The 19,656-nt window shown below is 69.6% G+C and carries 21 protein-coding genes; 12 read left to right on the forward strand and 9 right to left on the reverse strand.

Translation table 11 applies throughout. The features are described from left to right. Window positions 1-139: 139 nt before the first annotated feature. A complete protein-coding gene (locus tag Actob_RS19050; protein WP_284921601.1) occupies window positions 140-991 on the forward strand; it encodes an ATP-binding cassette domain-containing protein in 852 nt (283 codons plus the stop codon). 106 nt (window positions 992-1,097) lie between these two features. On the opposite strand, the gene Actob_RS19055 is transcribed toward Actob_RS19050, so the two are convergent. After that, window positions 1,098-2,108 carry an alcohol dehydrogenase catalytic domain-containing protein gene (locus Actob_RS19055; RefSeq protein ID WP_284921603.1) on the reverse strand — a complete coding sequence of 337 codons (1,011 nt, stop codon included), beginning with the start codon at window positions 2,106-2,108 and terminating at the stop codon, window positions 1,098-1,100. A 194-nt stretch (window positions 2,109-2,302) separates the two neighbouring features. Between Actob_RS19055 and Actob_RS19060 the strand changes: the two genes are divergently transcribed. The 3 genes from Actob_RS19060 to Actob_RS19070 all read left to right on the forward strand — a co-directional run bounded on the left by Actob_RS19060 (window position 2,303) and on the right by Actob_RS19070 (window position 4,558). Then, window positions 2,303-2,980: an SRPBCC family protein gene (locus tag Actob_RS19060; RefSeq protein WP_284921605.1), complete on the forward strand. Its 678-nt coding sequence runs from the start codon at window positions 2,303-2,305 to the stop codon at window positions 2,978-2,980. Then, window positions 2,968-3,447, forward strand: coding sequence for a cyclic nucleotide-binding domain-containing protein (locus Actob_RS19065; RefSeq protein WP_284921606.1), 480 nt, complete (start codon window positions 2,968-2,970; stop codon window positions 3,445-3,447). The genes Actob_RS19060 and Actob_RS19065 overlap by 13 nt, the downstream gene beginning before the upstream one ends. Before the next feature lie 466 nt (window positions 3,448-3,913). After that, the gene (locus Actob_RS19070; protein ID WP_284921607.1) at window positions 3,914-4,558 is read left to right on the forward strand and encodes a hypothetical protein; all 645 of its coding nucleotides are present in this window, start codon (window positions 3,914-3,916) and stop codon (window positions 4,556-4,558) included. 51 nt (window positions 4,559-4,609) lie between these two features. Here Actob_RS19070 and Actob_RS19075 read toward each other — a convergent pair whose 3' ends face one another. After that, entirely contained in the window at window positions 4,610-5,131 is a 522-nt protein-coding gene (locus Actob_RS19075; protein ID WP_284921608.1) for a hypothetical protein, read from the reverse strand. Window positions 5,132-5,523: 392 nt separating this feature from the next. On the opposite strand from Actob_RS19075, the gene Actob_RS19080 reads away from it, so the two are divergent. Together Actob_RS19080 and Actob_RS19085 are read left to right on the forward strand one after the other, a co-directional pair. Continuing rightward, a complete protein-coding gene (locus tag Actob_RS19080) occupies window positions 5,524-5,862 on the forward strand; it encodes a hypothetical protein (protein ID WP_284921609.1) in 339 nt (112 codons plus the stop codon). After that, a complete protein-coding gene (locus Actob_RS19085) occupies window positions 5,859-6,311 on the forward strand; it encodes a hypothetical protein (RefSeq protein WP_284921611.1) in 453 nt (150 codons plus the stop codon). The genes Actob_RS19080 and Actob_RS19085 overlap by 4 nt, the downstream gene beginning before the upstream one ends. Here the strand turns inward: Actob_RS19085 and Actob_RS19090 are convergent. From Actob_RS19090 to Actob_RS19100, 3 genes are read right to left on the reverse strand one after another with little or no spacing between them, the layout of a single operon-like run. Further along, a complete protein-coding gene (locus Actob_RS19090; protein WP_284921613.1) occupies window positions 6,308-7,771 on the reverse strand; it encodes an MFS transporter in 1,464 nt (487 codons plus the stop codon). The genes Actob_RS19085 and Actob_RS19090 overlap by 4 nt on opposite strands. After that, window positions 7,768-8,865: a rhodanese-like domain-containing protein gene (locus Actob_RS19095; protein WP_284921614.1), complete on the reverse strand. Its 1,098-nt coding sequence runs from the start codon at window positions 8,863-8,865 to the stop codon at window positions 7,768-7,770. The genes Actob_RS19090 and Actob_RS19095 overlap by 4 nt, the downstream gene beginning before the upstream one ends. Further along, window positions 8,838-9,119 carry a hypothetical protein gene (locus tag Actob_RS19100; RefSeq protein ID WP_284921615.1) on the reverse strand — a complete coding sequence of 94 codons (282 nt, stop codon included), beginning with the start codon at window positions 9,117-9,119 and terminating at the stop codon, window positions 8,838-8,840. Before Actob_RS19100 ends, Actob_RS19095 begins: the two co-directional genes overlap by 28 nt. 86 nt (window positions 9,120-9,205) lie before the next feature. On the opposite strand from Actob_RS19100, the gene Actob_RS19105 reads away from it, so the two are divergent. The 4 genes from Actob_RS19105 (at window position 9,206) to Actob_RS19120 (ending at window position 14,149) form a co-directional block, all read left to right on the forward strand. Further along, on the forward strand, window positions 9,206-9,862 hold the full coding sequence (locus Actob_RS19105; RefSeq protein ID WP_284921617.1) for an ArsR/SmtB family transcription factor: 657 nt from the start codon (window positions 9,206-9,208) through the stop codon (window positions 9,860-9,862). Window positions 9,863-10,019: 157 nt separating this feature from the next. Beyond that, on the forward strand, window positions 10,020-10,313 hold the full coding sequence (locus tag Actob_RS19110; protein ID WP_284921618.1) for a hypothetical protein: 294 nt from the start codon (window positions 10,020-10,022) through the stop codon (window positions 10,311-10,313). A 50-nt stretch (window positions 10,314-10,363) separates the two neighbouring features. Next, window positions 10,364-12,553, forward strand: a complete 2,190-nt coding sequence (fxsT, locus tag Actob_RS19115; RefSeq protein ID WP_284921619.1) for an FxSxx-COOH system tetratricopeptide repeat protein — start codon at window positions 10,364-10,366, stop codon at window positions 12,551-12,553. Between the two features lie 1,092 nt (window positions 12,554-13,645). Further along, on the forward strand, window positions 13,646-14,149 hold the full coding sequence (locus Actob_RS19120) for a hypothetical protein (protein ID WP_284921620.1): 504 nt from the start codon (window positions 13,646-13,648) through the stop codon (window positions 14,147-14,149). Here Actob_RS19120 and Actob_RS19125 read toward each other — a convergent pair. Further along, window positions 14,074-15,159: a HupE/UreJ family protein gene (locus tag Actob_RS19125; protein ID WP_284921621.1), complete on the reverse strand. Its 1,086-nt coding sequence runs from the start codon at window positions 15,157-15,159 to the stop codon at window positions 14,074-14,076. The genes Actob_RS19120 and Actob_RS19125 overlap by 76 nt on opposite strands. A gap of 341 nt (window positions 15,160-15,500) precedes the next feature. Beyond that, entirely contained in the window at window positions 15,501-16,715 is a 1,215-nt protein-coding gene (locus tag Actob_RS19130; protein WP_284921622.1) for a DUF3500 domain-containing protein, read from the reverse strand. 259 nt (window positions 16,716-16,974) lie between these two features. Here Actob_RS19130 and Actob_RS19135 point away from each other — a divergent pair, with 259 nt between their 5' ends. Then, a complete protein-coding gene (locus tag Actob_RS19135; protein WP_284921623.1) occupies window positions 16,975-17,160 on the forward strand; it encodes a hypothetical protein in 186 nt (61 codons plus the stop codon). Window positions 17,161-17,235: 75 nt separating this feature from the next. Here the strand turns inward: Actob_RS19135 and Actob_RS19140 are convergent, their stop codons facing one another. Further along, window positions 17,236-17,403 carry a hypothetical protein gene (locus tag Actob_RS19140; RefSeq protein ID WP_284921624.1) on the reverse strand — a complete coding sequence of 56 codons (168 nt, stop codon included), beginning with the start codon at window positions 17,401-17,403 and terminating at the stop codon, window positions 17,236-17,238. A gap of 102 nt (window positions 17,404-17,505) precedes the next feature. Further along, window positions 17,506-17,982, reverse strand: coding sequence for a hypothetical protein (locus tag Actob_RS19145; RefSeq protein WP_284921626.1), 477 nt, complete (start codon window positions 17,980-17,982; stop codon window positions 17,506-17,508). Between the two features lie 512 nt (window positions 17,983-18,494). Between Actob_RS19145 and Actob_RS19150 the strand changes: the two genes are divergently transcribed. After that, a complete protein-coding gene (locus Actob_RS19150) occupies window positions 18,495-18,890 on the forward strand; it encodes a hypothetical protein (RefSeq protein ID WP_284921627.1) in 396 nt (131 codons plus the stop codon). The last annotated feature ends 766 nt before the right edge of the window (window positions 18,891-19,656 follow it).

A 19,656-nucleotide genomic window follows, 5' to 3' on the forward strand; every position in this document is an offset into this window, starting at 1 on the left:
CGCCCGGCTACGTGTGCCGTTGCACCTTCGGTGGAAGCCGCTCCGGGCACGCGAGCAGAAAAAGACGATGCGTAAGTCTCGGTCGGCGCGGTATGCCGCAAGGCGCCTACGATTATCAATCGGGCGTCGCCGGGGCTCGATGACCCCCTTCGCTGTGTTCGAGACGGCCGCGGGCCTGCCCGGCGCGGCGCAGCACTTCGCGGCCGCTCGGGCGTCGCTGCGCCGGCTGGCCGAGATGTTCTCCACACCCGTGCTCGTCACCACCCCGCGGGCGCCGGCCGAGGTCCCGGACGGCCCGCACACCTTGCGCCTGGACAGGGTCGACGCCGCCTGGTCACCGGCCCGTACCGTGATGGACGGCTTTGACCTGGAGCTGCCGCCCGGAGCCCGGGTGGCACTGGTCGGCCCGAGCGGCTGCGGCAAGAGCACCATCGCGGCGTTGCTCGTCCGCTTCCTCGACCCGGTCGGAGGCCGGGTCACTCTCGACGGCATCGATCTGCGCCGGATCGCTCCTGAACGGGTCCGGCAGATCGTCGGCTACCTGCCCGAGGACGCCTACCTGTTCGACAACACCATCGCCGCGAACCTTCGCGTCGCGCTCCCGGAGGCCACCGACGACCGGCTGCGTGTCGTTCTGGCGCAGGCGCGGCTCCTCGACTGGATCGACACCCTGCCCGACGGCATCGAGACGCCGATCGGCGAGCACGGCCGCGAGCTGTCCGGTGGCCAGCGCCGCCGTCTGGCCTTGGCGCGCGCCCTGCTCGCCGGCTTGCAGGTGCTCGTCCTCGACGAACCACCGAACACCTCGACGACGAGACCGCCGTCGCGATCCTGGACGACTTGCTGGCCGCCGCCGGCGACCGCACCGTTCTGGTCATCACCCACCGCGCCGACATCGGTGCGAAGGTGGACCGGGTCGTCGTTCTCAGCCCGCGCTGCGTGCCGGCAACCGTGTGCTCCTGACTCGTCCGGCGTCTCGGCTGGCAGGTAGTGGGGGTGGTGGGGGAGGAGCACGATACAACCGAGGATCCCGGACGACTCCAGTCGTCCGGGATCCTCGGTTGCGGGCGCGATCTCGTCGGCCCCGGGGAGGAGGTTCAGGGCACCAGCACGATGCGGGCGGGGATCCGCCCGGCGAGCACGTCCTCGATGGCCTCGTTGATCTGTTCGAGTGGGCGGGTCTCGTAGAACACCCGGGTGCGGCCGGCGGCGTGCAGCCGGAAGACCTCGGCCAGGTCGGCGCGGGTGCCGACGATCGAGCCGATCACCTGGATGCCCTTGAGCACGGTTTGGAAGATTGGCAACGACATGGCGTTGTCCTTGGGCAGCGAGACGAGGATCAGCCGTCCGCCGCGCCGCAGCGAGGCGTGCGCCTGTTCCAGCACCTTCGGGTCGGCTGCGAGCACCACGGCGACGTCCGCGCCGCCGAGGGCCTCGATCGCCGTGACCGGGTCGGTCGTGGCGGCGTTTATCACGTGGGCGGCGCCGAGCTGCTTGGCCAGCGCCAGTTTCTCCTCAGTGACGTCGACCGCGATGGTCTCGCCGCCGAAGATCTGCGCGTACTGCTGGGCCAGGTGGCCGAGCCCACCGATGCCGAAGATCGCCACCCGGTCGCCCGGCGTGACCCCGCCGACCTTCACCGCCTTGTACGTGGTGACACCAGCGCAGGTCAGTGGTGCTACCTCGGCCGGGTCGATGCCGGGCGGTACGGCCACGGCGTAGCGGGCGTCGGCGACCAGGAACTCCGCGTGGCCGCCGTCGATGGCATAACCGGTGTTCAGCTGTGCCTCGCACAGCGTCTCCCAGCCGGTCAGGCAGTACTCGCAGGTACCGCAGGCGTACCCGAGCCACGGGATGGCGACCCGGTCCCCAGCGGCGTGCTCGGTGACGCCCGGGCCGGTCTTCTCGACGATGCCGACGCCTTCGTGGCCGGGCACGAACGGCGTAGTGGGCTTGACCGGCCAGTCGCCGCGGGCGGCGTGGATGTCGGTGTGGCAGAGTCCGCTCGCCTCGATCCGAACCCGGATCTGCCCGGCGCCGGGCTCGGGAACCGGCACCTCTCTGACTTCGAGTGGCTGCTCGAAGCTGGTGACCACGGCTGCGCGCATGACGTCCTCCATCGTTCTCGTCTCGTCTCGATCCTCGTCTCGTGTGGATCACCGCAGCAGGGCCGATCGACCCGCGAACCGGGGCCGCTCAGCGCTCTCCCAGTTGCCGCGACGCCCCGGTCCGGGCCGGACGTCCCTAGCCGCAGAGCCACGGTGGGAGGAGCCTGGTGGTGAAGCTGTGTTAGGAGGCGGTGATGCAAGGATCCGCGTACGGGGGACCGGGCACGAGGGCCGCGGTGACGCTGATCGGCGTCGGGCTGGCCGTGACGGCGTCCCCATGGGCTCGGCGGCGGTTTCTCACCTGGGGCGCCACGGCCGAGGAGGCCGGCGGCACCCTGCCCGGAGATGACCTGCTGCCGGACGCCGGTTTGGTCTCGACTCGGGCGATCACGATCGGCGCGGCCCCGTCGGTGGTCTGGCCGTGGCTCGTCCAGATGGGCAGTGGCCGTGGTGGCGCCTACACCTACGACTGGATCGAGAACCTTTTCGGGCTCGACATGCACAGCGCCGACGAGATCCTGCCGCAGTTCCAGCACCTGGTGGTCGGCGACACCTTGCCGCTGGGATCCGGGGGTCCCGCCATGCGCGTGGAGATCGCCGAACCGGAGCGGACGTTGGTCTTCCGATCCGCTGACGGCGCCTGGGTGTGGATCTTCGAGCTGCGGGCCGCGGGGAGCACCACCCGGTTGATCAGCCGCAACCGCATCTGCCTGCCGGGAGCGAGCCGGGTCAAGTCGCTGCTGTACGACATCGTGATGGCCCCCGGCAGCCTGATCATGGAACGCAAGATGTTGCACGGCATCAAGGCGCGGGCCGAGCGGATCAATGGGTCAGCTGAGCCCGCCACAAGGGAACCGGCATGCCGTCACTGAGCGTCTTCGACCTGCTCGCCCTGCACGACTTCGTCGCCGACCTCCCGTCCCGCTGGCTGCACCGCCTCGCCCTGGCAGGGCGGCCGGCCTTCTTCACCGCCGGGCACCGGCTGTGCCGGGAGGACGCGGACGCCGACCGGTTCTGGCTGGTGCACTCCGGGGCGGTCGCGGTCGACTTCCACGTGCCGGGCCGCGGCGACATCGTGGTCGAGCGGATCGGAACCGGTTCGCTGGAGGGCTGGTCGTGGATGCGGCCACCGTTTCGCTGCCGCTTTGGTGCCGTGGTCGCCGAGCAGGTGCACGCCGTCGAGTTCGACGCCGGGCGGGTGCGCGAGCTGATCGCCGACGACGCCGGCCTCGGACGCGAACTGACCGCACGCATGCACGACGTCGTGTCCGACCGGCTGCAGGCCGCGCGTCACCGGCTCATCGAGCTGTATGCGTACCCCGGCAGTCCCGCGCCGTAGGGCACAAAGTCCCGCCAGTCCCGGATTCCGGCCCTACGGCAGCCTGACGGAGAATTGCAGGCCGACAAAATCGTGCTGCACCTGGCCCTGGACGCGGCGTGCCACCGCATGAAGCAGGACGCGATGTTCCGGCTGGCGGCCGCCGGCTCGCCGAGGACCACGGCGCCCCGATCGGCAGGCCCGGCGTCGGCGACCCCAAGGCCGGCCCGCTGGCCGACGTGGCCCAGCAGACCCAACGCGGGCTGGTGGATCTGCGCAAGTGGGCGACCGCGACCGCGGCCGTCTCCGGCGCGGCCGACACCGACCCCACCATTTGGCCGGAGAGCGACGCGCAGAAGGCCGCCGAGAAGCGCTGTTCCCGAATGTCCACCTGTGGTGCCAGCAGCCCGGCAAGACCCTGCCCCAGCCCGGCGAGCACCCCGACCAGGACCTACAGCCCCCGGTCCGGTACAGCCTGCCCGGCCCGGTGCCGGCCACCCGCCTACGCGCGTACGCCCAGGGCAACCGGGTCGTGCGGGCCGGCGACGTGGTGCCGGGCAGCCCGGCCGCTGACATCTGGGACGCCCATCGTGCTCTCTACGCGTACATGTCCAGGTGGGCCGCCCGCGACGGCGACAGCCCCGCCGATCTGACGGCCGCCGTAGACGGCCTGGTCGAGGTGGCCGACACCCTCGCCGAGGTCACCGCCATGGTGCTGGCCCAGATCGAGCGGCGCACCGAGCGGGGCAGCCTCACCGGTGCCGACGCCGCCCGAGTGCAGCAGGCCCGCGCCGACCTGGCCTCGGTACTGCTACGCGACGAAGACGGCCGCCACAACAAGCTGCGCGGCGGCATGGACACGCTGCGCGACGCGCTCGACGGCGCCCGGCCCGTGCTCCCGGCCGGTGACGGCCGCACCCTGCCCCCGCTGCTGGCCCGGCAGATGACCGGCAAGACCGTCGCCGAGCTGCGTGCCGCACTCGGCCAGGAAACGCACTGGCAGCGGCACCGCAGCAAGACTCGCGCCCCGCAGTACGACAAGGCCGACGCTCTGCACCGGATGATCCAGTGGTGCCAGGCAACCGGCCGCGACACCTACGACCCCGCCGCCCACGCCCAGGACTGTTTGTAAGAACCTGTTGTGGCCCGGCCCGGAGCCATCTTCGGGCCGGGCAAAGGCCGGTCAGTCGCTGTACAGGTGGATGTAATTGAGGTTGTCGTTGAAGACCGTCCCGCCGAACGACCAGGACAGTGCGTGGCCAATGTGGTGGTTCCCGGTCAGCGAGCCGAGGCCCACTGCATTGCAGCTCTGGTAACCGCGGATGGAGGAGGCCATCCTAGCCCAGTTGTCGTACCTGGTCAGGTAGACGTCGTAGCCGTATGAGTCGCAGTACGCGGGCCGGTACATGTCCAGCGTGCTGCCCCGGTACTGAGCGTTGGAGTACACGGTCATGAGTAGCTTGTTCGCCGCCGCTGCGGCGGGCAGCGCTGCCCTCGCGTCGGCGGCGGAAGTGTCTGAACACCTCACCACCGGGGCCCCGGTGTTTGCCGCCGTTGCCGGGGAGACGAACGTCGCGCAGTACTTCGGGAGCGTGGCGGAGCCGGCGGCGGTCCCCGAGGCCATGGCGGGGGTGGCGCCGAGGCCGACCAGCAGGCCGGCGATCATGGCCGGCGTACTGAGGCGGCGGAGCACACGTGTGAGCATCGTTGTTTGTCCCATCGGTGGGTGCGGTCTCCTCGGAAACGGGAGCGACGAGAAGAAATTAACGAGCACTGATGCGGTCGTGGGACGTGCCGAACAACGCCGAACAACGCCGGACAGCGCCGGACAGCATTGCGGGTCTACGTCGGTGAGCATCGCGATGATGTCCCTTCGGTGGGAATGCGGCGAGCATCTCTGTCACCGCGATTTTGGGCAGGGACCGCTTACCGCCCACTTACCTCGCCTACCTGGATGCCGAGGTGCCCGTCCCGGCCGTTCAGCCGTCCAGGTCGTCCAGGTCGTCCAGGTCGTCCGGGTCGAGCCGGTCGCGGGCCACGTCGACCGCGTCCAGCGCGGACCGCAGCGCGTCGCGGGCCCGGTCGAGATAGGCCACGGTGACGTGCCAGGCCCCAGCCGTCGATCACGGCCTCCAGGTCGTCGGGCCGGCGGATCGTCGCGAACAGCAAGGTCGCTGCAGCGTTCACGGCTGCGGCGGCCGCAGCGACGTAAGGATCGTTCTGCACGCCGATGTCGAGCTGGCCCAGGAGCCAGTCCAGGCGGCGGGCCGCTCAGAACGCCCGCTCGTGCTGGCCGTCGTCATCGGGCATCGCGGTGGCGATACAGGACGCGTCGACAACGTGATCCTGGCGCCAAGAGTCGGCCATGCTCGCCTCGATCCGGCGGGCATGCAGCCCGGCCGCGCGAACGAGCAGCTGGCACCGTCGGCGCCATGACAGACGAGCGCGTCGACGTCCACCGCGGCCGCGACCGGCGACACCTGCACCCGGGCCGGCCCCGCCGGCTCGCGCCCCGGTTCACCGACACGGAGGCGGCCGAGCTCGCGGCGGCAGCGGCCGCGGTCGGCATGACGCCTACGGGGTTCCTCGCCGAGGCCGGGCTCGCCACCGCCCGCGGAATCCCGTCACCGGAGCTGGACCCGGTCCGCGAGAACCTGGCCCGCCTGCAGCGCGAGCTGTTCGGGCTGCGCACCGCCGCAGGCCGCGCCCAGCCGTTCGTCCCTGTCGGCGAGGCCGCGCGCTTCGACCGGATGCTGCGCGAGGTTGACGAGGTGATCGACCGCGTCGACCGGCAGTTGGCGCGGATCAACCGCGAGCGCCCGCGGCTCGACGGCAACTGGCACGCCTTCACCGCGTCCTTGGTTGCGCACCGCGGAGCAAGCTAGAAATAAGGGACCCTTACCGCCCAGTAGCTACCTGGGGCTGGGGCGGTCGGGTACACGTCCGGCAAGCCGCAAGCCGCAAGCCGCAAGCCGGTGCAGATGCGGTATTCGTAGGCTGCGGTATTTGCTGATCTTAAAGTTGTGGAAGGGCCGATCGGTGCGCGGGTTCGATGCGGGTGAACAGGCCCTCGCCGCGTAGTTCGACTTGGATGCGGGGTCAGCCTCGCGGGTGGGTCTCGTACATCCGTGTCCAGGCCAGCAGCCCGGATGCGGCGGTGAGTGCGGCGATGACCCAGACGGCGGCGCGGAGGCCGGCGAGGTCGGCGATGATGCCGGCGAGCAGGGCGCCGGCGGCGAACCCGCCGTCGCGCCAGAGCCGGTAGGCGCCGACGGCGCGGGCCCGCCAGGCCGGGTGGGCGACGTCGGAGATCGTGGCGAGCAGCGTCGGTACACCGCGGCGGTGCCCGCGCCGGCAGTACCGCGGCGGCGGCCCACGCGGTGAACCCGTCGGCGGTGGCGATCAGGGCGAGGGCGGCGGCCTGGGTCAGCATGCCGGTGACGATGAACGGCTTGCGGCCGTAGCGGTCGGAGGCGGGACCGGTGACGAGCTGTCCCAGGCCCCACACGGCCGGGTAGAGGGCGGCGAGGGCGCCGATCTGGGTCAGTGACAGTCCGGCGGTGGCGAACAGGATGGGGAACAGCCCCCAGGCCAGGCCGTCGTTGAGGTTGTTGACCATGCCGGCCTGGCTGGCCGAGGACAGGGCGGGTTCGCGCCAGCTGGCCAGGGCGAATACCTGCCGGGTGGACAACTTACCGTCGTGCGTACTGGTGTGAGTGGTGGCTTCGTGCCGGGCATGCTCGCGGGTCTCGCGGACGAAGATCAGGGACAGGCCGAGGCCGAGGGCGATGTAGGCGGCGGCGAGCAGGAACGGCGCCGGTCGTAGTCCGTACGTTGCGGCGAGGGTGCCGGTGGCCATCGCGGTGGCGGCGACGGCGATATATCCGGCGGCCTCGTTGAGGCCCATGGCGAGGCCGCGGCGGGCTGGTCCGGCGAGGTCGATCTTCATGATGACGGTGGTCGACCAGGCCAGGCCCTGGTTGATGCCGAGCAGCACGTTGGCGGCGACGACCCAGCCCCAGTGCGGTGCCCAGATAAGTATGGCCGGGATGGGCAGGGCGATCAGCCAGCCGGCCAGCAGGACCGGTTTGCGGCCGTAGCGGTCGGACAGGGTGCCGGCGAAGAAGTTGGTGGCGGCTTTGGTGGCGCCGAACGCGAGGATGTAGGTCAGCGCCGCGGTGTACGCGGCGAGGTGGAACTCGCGGTCGGCGAGTAGCGGCAGGACGGTGCGTTCGGAGCCGAGCACGCCGCCGACGAGGGCGTTGACGACGAGCAGGGTGAACGGGGCGGCGTTGGCGGCCAGCCCGAGCCTCGGTGCGGTTCCGGTGGCCGGTGTGGTGGTCATCGGCCCTCCTGCAGCGCGGTGCCGGTGGCGGTGGCCCAGTCGTCGGGGCCGCCGACGAGCACGGCGAGGTCGCGGCGGCCGGTGCGTTCGAGCAGGGTGGCGGCGGTCATGGCGCGTTCGCCGTGCCCGCACATCATCACCGTGGGCCCGCTGGGTGCGGCCTGCGGGGTCGACGGCAGGCTGCCGAGCTCCAGGTGGATGGCGTGGGGCAGGTGCCCGGCGGCGTACTCGCGGGCCTGCCGGATGTCGAGCACCGGGGCGTCGACCTGATCGGGGCGGACCAGGCGGGTGGTGACCACCGACCCGGTCCATGCGGCCATGCCGCCGGCGAGCTCGCCGGCGATCCGGTCGATGCCGATGTTGAGGGCGGGCCACAGGATGTCGGCGGGGTCCTGGTCGGGGTTGCGCACCACCACGATGGGGACGCCGGGATCGATCAGCCAGCCCAGCCAGGTGGCGAACTGCGCCCGCAGCGCGATCGCGATCGCGCCCGGGATGTGCCCGGCGGCGACGTCGGCGACCGGGCGCACGTCCACGATGACCGCGCCGTCGGCGGCCAGCCGCCGCACCTGCTCGGCCGGCAGCGCGGGCAGCTGCGGCCGGCCGTCGACCAGGGCCGGGCCCCGCCGGTTAAGCTCGCCGAGCCGGGCGAAGTAGGCCGGGTACGAGCCGAGCGAGGCTAGCAGCCGGTCGGTGAAGGTGTCGGCGTCCGGCGCGGCCAGCAGCGGGTTGCTGGTCTTCTCGGCGCCGATGGTGGTGGTGCGCTCGGCGCCGGGCGGGGCGGAACAGAACGACCCGGCCCCGTGCGTCGGCCACACCCGGGTGGCATCCGGCAGCTCGGCCAGCCGGCGCAGCGACGCGTACTGCGCATGGGCCAGCTCAAGCGTGCGGTCATCGCCGAGCAGGTCGGTGCGCGCCGCCGACCCGACGATCAGCGATCCGCCGGTGAACACCCCGACCGGTGCGGCGCCGTCGAGCAGCAGGAACGACAGGTGCTCGTCGGTGTGCCCGGGCGTGGCCAGCGCGCGCAGAGTGAGTCCGCCCAGGTCGACCTCGTCGCCGTCGTTCAGCCCGCGGTGCTCGAACGCGCGCATTCCGGCGGCCGAGGCCAGGATCTGTGCGCCGTCGTCCGCGGCCAGCTGACCGCGCCGGTCAGGAAGTCGGCGTGCAGATGAGTGTCGGCCGCCCATGCCACCGCCAGCCCTCGCCGGCGGGCGGCGGCCCGCAGCGCCCGCAGGTCCCGCGGCGGGTCGACGGCCAGGGCCCGGCCGTCACCGACGTCGAGCAGCCAGGCACTGTTGCCCAGCCCCTCGTCGACCAGCGGTATCAGCTGCGATTCGATACCCACGACACACCTCCGGGCACGTCAAGACCGGGGTGGCGGCGCCACCCTCCCATCTTCTACACTATTCCATGAAACTTTGGAGGAACGGTATGGGTGATCCGGTCGCCAAGGCCGAGCTGTTCGACTCCCTTGCCCGCGTCGGCAAGGCCCTCGGCAGCGGCAAGCGCTTGGAACTGCTCGACCTGCTCGCCCAGAGCGAACGCAGCGTCGAACACCTCGCTGCTGCCGCCGGGCTCGGCCTGACGACGTGCTCGGCGCACCTGCAGACCCTGCGCCAGGCCGGCCTGGTAGCGACCCGCCGCGACGGCACGAAGATCTACTACCGGCTCGCCGGCCCCGACGTCGCCGCCCTGTACGCGGTGCTGCGTGACGTCGCCGGTACCCACAACGCCGAGGCGGCCGCGGCACGCGACGCCTACCTCGGCGACGCCGACACCGAAGCCATCGACCGCGACGAGCTGCAGCGCCGCCTCGCCGCCGGCCAGCTGCTCGCCGTCGACGTACGCCCGGCACCCGAGTACGCCGCCGGCCACATCCCCGGCGCCGTCTCCATCCCCCTGGACCAGCTCGGCGACCGGCTCGCCGAACTACCGCAGGACGTCGAGATCGTGGCGTACTGCCGCGGCGCCTACTGCGTGTTCGCCCACGACGCCGTCCGGCTGCTCACCGCCCACGGCCGGCGCGCCGCCCGGCTCGCCGACGGCATGCTCGAATGGCGCCTCGCCGACCTGCCCGTGGCCGCCTGACCGGTCCGGTGGCATCTACTGCAAATCTGCACAGTGTGCCGGTGTAGGTGCGGCATTCGTGGGCTGCGGTATTCGTTGATCTTGTAGCTCCAGGGATCGATGGGTTGCGTGGTGTGCTGTCCGTTGTGGTGTGGCGTTTTCTGGTCAGACTGGTGGGGTGACGACTGCGCGGCGGTGGGTTGTTGGGGTTGTGGGTGCGATGCTGGTTGCCGGGCTGGTGGTTGCCGCGGTGGTGTGGGGCCGTGATGGTGTCGAGGCGGCCAGCTGGATCGCGGGGGTGGCGAGTCTGCTGGTCGCGGTGGCGACACTGCTGATCACCGTGCCGTCCGGTAAGTCCGGTCCGGGGAAGCGGGCGCAGCGGTTCAGCGGCCGGGCTCAGGATAACGGGCAGGTTTTTCAGGCGGGCGGGGACATCACGAACGCCGGCAACAACCGGCCGCCGAAGAAATGAGCTGGCCGAGCCGCCAGCGGTTCGGTGCCCGGGCGAGTGACCGCGGTCAGGTGTTTCAGGTCGGCCGTGACGCGACCTTCAACGCCGCGCCGGTGGAGCCGCCGGGTGGGCCGGAGGGCCGGCTGTGGAACGTGGCCGGTGCGGTAGCCACGTTCACGGCCCGGGATGTGGAGTTGGCCTCGGTCACGACGGCGGTGAGCGACAACCCGGGTGTGCCGGTGGTGCTGCACGGGATGCCGGGGGTGGGCAAGACTCAGCTGGCGTTGGCTTGGGTGTATGCGCATGCAGGATCGGCAAAGGTGGTGTGGCAGATCCGAGCGGCGAACCGACTGGAGGTGGTGGCGGACCTGGCGCAGTTGGCCGATCGTCTCGGGGCGGCCGTCGGCGAGGATTTGGAGCAGGCAGCGCGGGCGGCGGTGCATGAGCTCAATGGGCGTGACGACTGGCTGCTGCTGTTCGACGATGCCACCCCGGACAGTGTGGCGGGGTTGGTGCCAGTGCGTGGCGGCCGGGTGCTGATGACCTCGCGTAACCCAAACTGGGCTCCGACCGCTGTACCGCTGGAGGTGGGGTTGTTCGCTCCACACGCCGCGGCGGTGTTTCTCGACCCCAGCGCTGGTGAGGCCGCTGCACGGCTGGCCGGCGCGCTGGGCTATTTGCCGCTGGCGTTGGAACAGGCCCGGGCGTACTGCGCGGCCACCGGCCGGGATCTGTCTGGGTACCTCGCCGATTTTCGGCGTCAGCGGCTGTTGGGCCGGGGAATCGATCACAGCTTGCATGCTCCGGTCACGGTCACCCTTGCCCTAGCGTTGGAGGAGACACGGCGACGGGAGTTGGGTGCGGCGCAGTTGATGATGGTGCTGGTTCAGTTCGCGCCCGTCGATGTCCCCCGGGATTTAGTAGCGGCCAGCGCGGCGGTACTGCCAGCGCCGCTCGCCGCCGCGACCCATGATGGGGTCTACGCCGATCAGGTGATCAGGGTGTTACGTGAGTTGGCGCTGGTCACCACTGATCGGTCCGGTCTGCTGCGGGTGCATCAGCTCGTCGCTGAGGTGATGCGTGAGCACCCTATGCCGGTTCCCTATAGGTACCGCTTGTGGCAGAGGTTGTTGCGTACGGTGGGTGTCGGCTCCCCGCCGCAGTCCTGGTTTCAGGTGGGCGCGAATCTCCTAGCGGAAGCATTGCCGGCTGACGTGCAAGATCCGGTGTCCTGGGATCGGTGGGCACTGCTGCTTCCTCATGCGGAAGCAGTGATCGAGCGCAGCGATTCGCCCAGTACGACCATCAGCACCCTGCAACACCTTTGCGGGTCCTACCTATACGAACGTGGCGAATATTTGTCCGCGCGCCGGTACTTCACCCACGCGGTGGAGGTGAGAAGTCAACTCCTGGGTGCTGACGACCGAGCCGCGCTGGCCTCGATGTGCAGCCTTGCGATCTTGTACCGAGAAACCGGTGAGGTGGCGGCGGCGCGGGAGTTGGACGAGAAGGTCCTGCCGGTGTTCCGGCGGGTGCTGGGTGAGGAGCACCCGGCCACCCTGGGCTTGATGAACAACCTCGCGCTTGACCTGCACGATCTCGGTGAGGTGGCGGCGGCGCGGGAGTTGGACGAGAAGGTCCTGGCGGGGTGGCAGCGGGTGTTGGGTGAGGAGCACCCCGACACCTTGCAGTCGCTGAACAACCTCGCGCTTGACCTGCACGATCTCGGTGAGGTGGCGGCGGCGCGGGAGTTGGACGAGAAAGCTTTGGCGGGGCGGAGGCGGGTGTTGGGTGAGGAGCACCCGAACACCCTGAATTCGATGGGCAACCTTGCGCGCGATCTCCGTGCTCTTGGTGAGGTGGCGGCGGCGCGGGAGTTGGACGAGAAGGCCTTGGCGGGGTGTCGGCGGGTGTTGGGTGAGGAGCACCCGAACACCCTGGACTCGATGGGCAACCTTGCGCGCGATCTCCGTGCTCTTGGTGAGGTGGCGGCGGCGCGGGAGTTGGACGAGAAGGCCTTGGCGGGGTGTCGGCGGGTGTTGGGTGAGGAGCACCCGAACACCCTGGACTCGATGGGCAACCTTGCGCGCGATCTCCGTGCTCTTGGTGAGGTGGCGGCGGCGCGGGAGTTGGACGAGAAGGTCCTGGCGGGGTGTCGGCGGGTGTTGGGTGAGGAGCACCCGAACACCCTGGACTCGATGGGCAACCTCGCGGCCATTGAGCGAGAAATGGGTGATCCCGACAATCAGGAAGGCACGTAGCGGCGTTTACTGCAACTCTGCACAGTGTGGTGGCCAGATCAGCTGGCTGGGGCGTCCCAGTGCTATGCAGGCGCCGCAGCGCCATTCCCGGTGTCCGCCGGGCCCGTCGGCGGTGGGCGGGCATGAACAGGCCCGCCAGCCGAGCATCACGGTGTTGCCGGTGAGCCGGTGCCGCTCCGGGGCGCCGCAGTATGCCGGCGAGGGCTCGACGAAGCCGGTCAGCCGCCCCAGCCCGGTCGAAGCGCACGACGCCGACCAGGTGCTGGCAGTGCGGGCAGATCGGCACGCCGATCGGCGCGGTCTGCGGGACGACCACGCCGTGGGTGGTGCAGGTGTGATCGCCGGGCCGTAGCCGTGGGGTGATCTCGCCCCAATCGACGGGGCTGGCGGGCGGGCCGGGCATGCTGGCCAGGGTACGACTCCGGTGGCCGCTACCGAGTCGGTCGCTGGCCCGGCCCGGGCAGGCTGGTGCTCGGAGGCAGCGGGCGGGGGCCGATACCAGTGGGTCCCGGCCCGCGTCGTCAGCTGCACTGGAAGCGCACGCTAGTAACACCCCATCCCGGGGGGTGTTACTAGCCTCTGACCTGCGCGGTAGCGCTGCGTGGGCCTGGGCGCCGGGGCCTGCGGACGAGCTGTGGGCTCCTGTGTCGCCAGGATGTCGCCAGAGGATCGTTAACGTGTCGCTTGAGCAGGCCCGACCGTGATTGCGTTTGACCAGGTCAGCGCCGGTAGTAACACCCTGTCGGCAGGGTCGACATCTTTACCGGCACGGGACCATTCCTCGCGAGGTGTCGCAGGAGTGGTCCTGTGGCGTGACGATCCGGCCCCGCGTGGGCGCGTCGTCGGAGCCGGCTGTTGAGTGACAGCCTAAATGTCAGTGCGTCGCGCTCGGGGCCACTGCCGATGAGCAGCTGCTGGTCTGTGACGTGTGCGCGGGTGACTAATGCCGGCGCAACATCCGACAAATCCGCGGGCCAGGCTAGGTCGGGCTCTTCTCAAGACAGCCCAGCAAGCCAGTCGTAACGTGCACAGGGAGTAATCAGCCTCGGTCGACGGCCGACGCCCAGTGTCGGCCACGAAAGGATCTCGCTAATGTTCGGCAACCCCGTACGTACCCTGAAGCGTACGACCGTCGGCGTCACTGCCACCCTTGCTGCCCTCGCCGCTGTCGCCGTACCCGCCCAAGCTGGCCCCATCGGAGCCTGTGTCCAGATGCGCGCCTTCTACCTGCACCTAGGAACGGGAGACGACGATCTGCGAGACAACTCCGAGGTCATCGTGTGGCTGATGCAGAACCACGGCCCAGACGTGGAACTCGAGCACGTCTGGGGCGGGATCGGCAACCGGAGCGACCGTGGCTACTCGCTCGCGTACCAGAATCCCAACTGGCACATAGGCAGTTGCGACGTTGCCGGCATCAAGGTCCGGATGCTCTCCCACAACGGCATCTTCCAGACCGACGACAACTGGAACATGGATTCGATCAGCTTGGACGGATACGCCGACTGGGGTCGCCCGTCTTACTCGATCTCCGCCAGCGGGAGCCCGGTCAAGCGATTCACCAATAGCGACCAATGGTGGTCGCTATTCGGCTGATCCAGCCCGACCGGGCTCGGGGTGGAGCTGGCTTGTTGCCTTCGGTCGCGGATGGTGATCGCCAACGCGACCAGCCATAGCCCGAGAACGACGGGTATGGCCAGGATTTCGATCCGGTCGGCCAGGTTGGCGACGGTGTTGGGGAGGCCGATGCGTGCGGCCAGCCAGCCCGCCGCGGCGACCGCGGTCGCGGCGGCGGCGACGAGCCGCAGGGTTCGGTATCGGTTCGCGCGGGCGAGCAGGATCAGCGGTGGCAGGACCAGCACGACGATGATCAGTTGCATTGCTTCGATGCCGAGGTTGAACCCGAGCAGGGACAGCATCAGTTGCGCGCCGCTCAGGTGTAGTTCGCGCAGGGCTTCGGAGAACGCGAGCCCGTGGACGAGGCCGAAGGCGGCCGCGATGAGTGCCTCCCGGCCGGGGAACAGCGGCCGCATGGCGTGCGCGGCGGCGACCAGGATGCTCACCGCGATCAGGGCCTCGACGAGTTGCTGCGGCACCGGGACCCCCACTGCACCTAGGGCCAGGGTCACGGAATGCCCGAGGGTGAACGAGACGGTGATCGACGTGATCCGGCGCAGCGCCCGTCGTGCTCCGACCGCACCGGTCCATCGCCGGTTGCGGGCCAGCAGTGGTGCTGGTAGCAGGAGGGTGAGCAGGAACAGCTGGTGGTCGGTGCCCTCCCGAATGTGTTGCATGCCGAGAGTGATCATGCTGAGGAAGCCGTGGTACCGGCCGCCCGATCCGAGATCGACGTGCAGTGGTTGCACGGTATTGGTGACGGTGTCGCGGCTGATGGTTCCGATGGTGGAGGCGCCGGCGGACTCGCCGGCGATGTCCGAGCCGACGGTGACGATCACGACGTGGGTCGCGACCCGGTCCACGATGGCGTTGTAGCCAAGGTCGAACGATCGCAGGTCGGTCCCGGCAGGTGGGGTCAGTGTGAAGATCGTCTGCAGTTCCTGATAGCAGCCGGTGGTCGCGGCGTTGCCGGTGGTGCGAACGGTCAAGTCACCGATGCTGACCGGCCACGCCTGCCCGTCGTCGCTGGTGGGCGCGAAGTGTGCCAGCAGGTACTGCCGGATGATCGGGGCCTGGTCGGCCACCGCGGACGCGGTGCTGAGATCGAGGCCGGTGGCCGACTCGAGGTCGGACACCGGGATCCCGACCGTGGCGCTGATCGTGCTCGTTCCCACGTCGAGCTGGATACTTGACGTGGGAACGACGTGAGCCGACGCCGCCGGGGCCAGGGCCAGCAGGCCCACCAGGCAGGCGACCAGCACCGCGAGGACCCGGGCGCCGGTCCGCGCCCACCGGGCAGCTCTCGGCCGGCAGTGGCTCTGCATCTGCATCAGCTCTTGGTGCCGCCGTAGTCGGTGGTGCGGTCGCGCCACACCGAGTGGGGGTGGTTGCCGGAGAGCACGATGCCGTGCTGCATCGAGAACTCGATCCACACCGACGGTCCGTCGATACGCACATAGTCGTTCTGCTCGAGCAGGGTCTTGGTCCCCGACCAGCTCACGTAGGTGTCGTCGAGTTCCTTCTCGTACTTGGCTAGGATGGTCTTGGCGTCGCTGTCGGCGACGTCCTGGACGTACGTCGCGATCGCCGCGAGGACGAGCTTCTTCTGCGCCGCGGACAAGGTGGACGCCTTCACCCCCACCTTGTCAGTCGGGAAGGCCCAGTCCTTGCCCGGGCCCAGAACCAGGTCGGAGTAGGTGTCGGCCAGCTTCGCGTCGGCGAGTTGGGCGGTGGACAGGCCCGCGAGCATGGCCGCGAAGGCGGCCTGCTTGACCTTGAGCGGCTGGTTGGTCTTTCCGTTCTCCTCGAACGCCGCGAAGGGCTCCACTCCACGGAACGAGGGGGTCGCACCGGCCAGCTTGCCGTCGGTGTAGGTGTTGGCTACCGCCAGGTGGTGGCCACCGAACTGGAATTCCCAGGTGCCCGAGTCCTGCGGGCTGCCCAAGATCGCCACGTAGAACTGGTCGCGGCCGTAGGTGTCGCCACCGCCGTGCGCGCCGAGGTAGTCATCGGCGTTGAGCTGCTGTTCGATCTCGTCGTAGCCGAGCCCGGACGCGGTGCCGGTAGCCGCTTTCAGCACCGCGGTCAGAGCGGTCAACTGCTCGTCCTTCAAGTCACCCAGTGAGATACCCACCCGCGACTGACCGCTGCCCCCACTCGGGCCACCCGCCTGGGCGCCGGCCGGTGCCCCGCTGGGGGCGCCGGCCGGCCGGCCGGCTCCACCGCTGGGTTGCCCGGCTTGACCGCCTCCGGGCATACCGGCACCGGTCAGCAGGCCCTGGGGCAGGTTGGACCAGCGCTTGGCGCTGGCGAAGGTGTAGTCGAGCAGCACCTTGGCCTGCAGGTCGGCGTCAAGAGTCCGATAGAACGCCTGGGCCAGGGCGGCGACGCTGCCCGCAGCGGCCGGACCGTCAGCACGTGCCGCCGACGCCGCAGTCACCGACGCCGACGCCGGCGCGGTCGTCGTCTCGGACGATGAGTTGCCACAGCCGGCCAATGCGACAGCCAGCGCCGGGATACCGGCGAGCAGCGATCGCCGCGACACCAACCGGTCGCTAAGAGTAAGGTTTTTGTCCACGGCTACGACAGTACTTACCGGGTTCGGTAGTTTTCTGTCAGAAACCTATGTTTCACCTGTGGCTCTGCGGTAGTCCCCAGCGGCACCAACCGGCACATCCCCCGGCCATCCGTCGTCTCCGCCGGTGCCATTCCCGTGCGTCCGGTCCACCCCATTTCCGGTAATGACATAGGCAGGCACGATTGCTGTCGTTCCGGTTGTTGATACGTTTCTTACGCACCGCTCCATGGCGGCGACCGCCGCACCGCACTGGGCACTCGGCCTGTTCCGCGGCACCGGCGGCTACCTCGGCGCCCACCTGCAACCCCACCTACCCGAGAAGGCGCTCCGCCTGTTTCTCGGTGCGCTCGCCGTCGCGCTCGCTGTGCTTTACCTGATCCAATGCCTGAGCCTCAGCATGGTCGTCGGCTAGCCGCCATCCCGCCACCCGGGCAAGCGCGCCTCTACTTTCCGAACCCGCATGCACCAGCGCCCGCAGAAGGTGGGACTAGGGCAAGTTCCGCGCAGCAGGCCGCCAAGAATTCGCGAACTCACCGTCTTCCAGCCGCTCGAGCGGTACCCCGGCTTCGGCGGCCGCGAGCACCCCGAGCTCGGGCATACCCACCACGCATGCCCAGGCGCCCTCGCGCATTCCCGTGGCGAGCAGCAGCTGCAACAGGCCCAGAATTAAGAACGTGAAGGTAGCGAAGCGCTGGCTGTCTGGCGCGCGTTGTCAGCGGCAGACATCAGTAACACAACAGCCACGCGGAGCCGCTGCTCACAGGTAGTCGAAGTACCGGTTCCACCACCGTGCCCCTTGCTCATGGAGAGATGCGCTGGCGCCGTTATACATCTCCTCCAAGGGGTCCAACCGCAGGGCAACGTAGCCAAGTTCGTCCAGCGTTCCGTAGACGCGGGCAGTATCAGCTGGGTGCAGCAATTCTGCTAGTTCAGCATCATCGCAGTACAGGGCGTCTTCGGAAACAACCGCAGCAAGGTCGCCGAAGTTGCTGACCACCACTTTCAGCAGCAGGCCGCCAGCGGTGGCAGCAGCTGGCACCGTGATGTCGCCGTGGAAGCTGCTGTCCTGGCCGCTGCTGGGCCAGCTCGTTCCGAATGCCGTACGGAGTTGAGAGGTGAGCTGCGCGAAGCGCGCCGAGGTCCGCTCGAAGTCGAAATCAGCAGGGAACTCCATGTGGTCTGGATCATCATGCTGTTGCAGCAATTCGCGGGTTAGGGGTTCATCGGCTCGCACCTGAGCATTATGCGAATCGCCAGCAACTACCTTCACCGGCTCGCGCGGGAGTAGCTGTCGCCGTCGGCCTGCTCTAGGACACACTCTCTTCGGCCAGAAGAGCGCGCGCCAACGCCTCCGCTTGACTCGCTAACGGCATCGGAGGTCTATGCATGACGATCGACCAGGCCACCCGGCGAAGATCATCGTCTGTTTCTTAGAGGCGACACACCCCCTTGCATTCGGACCGCATTCAGAACGTCAGTGACGTAACTTCGAGGTTCTGATCTTGCGGGGGAGGGGCGCTGGCGGAGCCGGTGGAGCATCTCGTGCAGTCGCCGTGCGGCTGGTGGCGAGGACACCGTCGACTACTGGATCCGCCGTCAGACGCGCGACGGCCGGGTGCCGGGGCTCGGCGACATCGCCGCGCCGCTGGCCGCCTCGCTCCGCGACGTCCACCTCGGCCCGCACCCGGCACTCGCGGCGCTGATCCGGCTCCGAGCCGCGCAGGCGGCCTTGTTCGGCACGACCTCTTGCTGCGCTGGAACCCCGCCCACCTCGGCCCCGACCCGGCCGGGCGGCTCCCCGTCAACGTCACCGAACAGGTCGTCACCAACCTCACCGCCCTGCCCCGCACCGACCACACCGCGGTGACCGCCCTGCCGCTGCACCTCCACAAGGGCGCCGCTTACCTGTCCTGCTGGAAGATCAGCGACCTGTCCGGCGACACCGGCACGCTGCACCCGTCGCCGCACACCCACCGGCGGCCCATGTTCTCCCACGGCCTGGCCTACCAGGACGAACTCGTCGACGCCGGCGTCGACGAGCAGCCCTGCATTCAGCCGGTCCTCCTGCCCCCCGTACGCGCGCCCGCTCCTCACCGCACACCGCGCCTACCGCCTCGCCGAAGGAGCCGGCCCCACCGGTGACCTGTTCTGGTATCCGAGCGCAAGCAGGACCCGCCCCGGCAACGCGATCTTCCGAGAGGCCGTCATCCGCACCTGTCAGTGGCTCAACCGCGACCCGCCGTGGATGCACCGCACCCCCTGCCGCGACGGCGCCGACACCGGCCTGCGGCCTCGTGTACACGGTCGGCTCGCCGAACGCGGCCTCATTTCCACGAGCTCGACTGGACGCTGGCTCAGCAGATCGCCGAGCGGCACACCAGCTGGACCTGCCGGCCCGAGGTGCCGCAGTGACCGGCCCGGCCGAGCCCAACGCCTTCCGGCGCCGGCAACGCGCCGCCGCGGTCGGAACTCGGCGACCTCCTCGGCGTTCATCCACATCAGCTGCCCGAGGGCTGCGCCGCACGGCACCGCACACCTACATCGTCGGACCGCGCCTCGACGTCCTCAGCGACAACCAGCGCAGTGCCGTCCTCGGCACCGTCGACCAATCCCGGCCCCTGACCGTAGCGTACGCAAACGCCCTACTCACCGCGATCACGGCGCGCACCAGCGACGCGCCGGACCGCGACCACACCGGCGGCGACGATCCGGCCCAGGGCGAGTTACGCCGCCGCGGCCTCCTGCAGGCCGACCACCGGCCCGACCGGATCGAGGTCAGCTCCGAGGTGCTACAGCCTCCGCTACCGCGATCACCGGACCAGCTTCTGACCCCAGCCTCTCCAGCTGGACATTTACCCGGCGCACCAGCGGTCAGTTGGTTGGCGCTCAACGTCCGGAAGCGACGCAC

It is taken from the genome of Actinoplanes oblitus (assembly GCF_030252345.1).
GTDB classification, from domain to species: domain Bacteria; phylum Actinomycetota; class Actinomycetes; order Mycobacteriales; family Micromonosporaceae; genus Actinoplanes; species Actinoplanes oblitus.